1 pseudogene is annotated in these 591 nt (G+C 65.5%); it reads right to left on the bottom strand.

The features are described from left to right. Positions 1 to 591: pseudogene (locus A5712_RS07690) on the bottom strand (serine/threonine protein phosphatase); the annotation flags it as partial.

Raw genomic sequence — 591 nt, 5'->3', positions numbered from 1 at the left:
AGGGTGGCAGCAGGGAGTTGGCGGACAGTTCGCGCAACTGGGCGATCGCGTCGTCCAGGCTCCCAGTGGGGAGCCCGGCCTGAACCTGGGCGCGCTCGGGCGGGCGCAGATCCTGCAGTTGCATCAGGCGACAGTCCAGATGGCCTCCGCTCTGACTGAAACCGATCAACGACAACTCGTTGCGGGCGTTCAGACAGCCGATCAAATAGGGTTCGTGCAGCGACATTCCCAGCAGCGACCCTTGGATACCTCGCAAGATCGACACCATGCCGTGGTATTCGGCGACGTAGTAGTTGCTGCGGATGATGGCTCGGCCGATTCCCAGACCCGCCAGCACCAGCAGCACCATCAGGGTGACGACGATCGCCATCCGTCGACGTGACCACCGCTGCCGTCGGGACGGTTCCTCTTGCGGCGGAACGCGTTTGGCGACCTCGTCGCGGGGCCTGATCGCCGAGGCGCGCCCGGCGGAGGTATTGGGCAGGGTGGTCAGTTGGTCGTCGTCGCCGGACACCGCGCCGGCCAGAATCGGCTGGGTTTGACCGTAGTCGTAGTCGACGACGTCGGCGACCACCACGGTCACGTTGTCCG

Origin of the sequence: Mycobacterium sp. E2327 (assembly GCF_001672675.1) — a bacterium.
Taxonomy (GTDB): domain Bacteria; phylum Actinomycetota; class Actinomycetes; order Mycobacteriales; family Mycobacteriaceae; genus Mycobacterium.
Note: the sequence above shows the minus strand (reverse complement) of the source record. Positions and strands in the feature narration are given on the sequence as shown.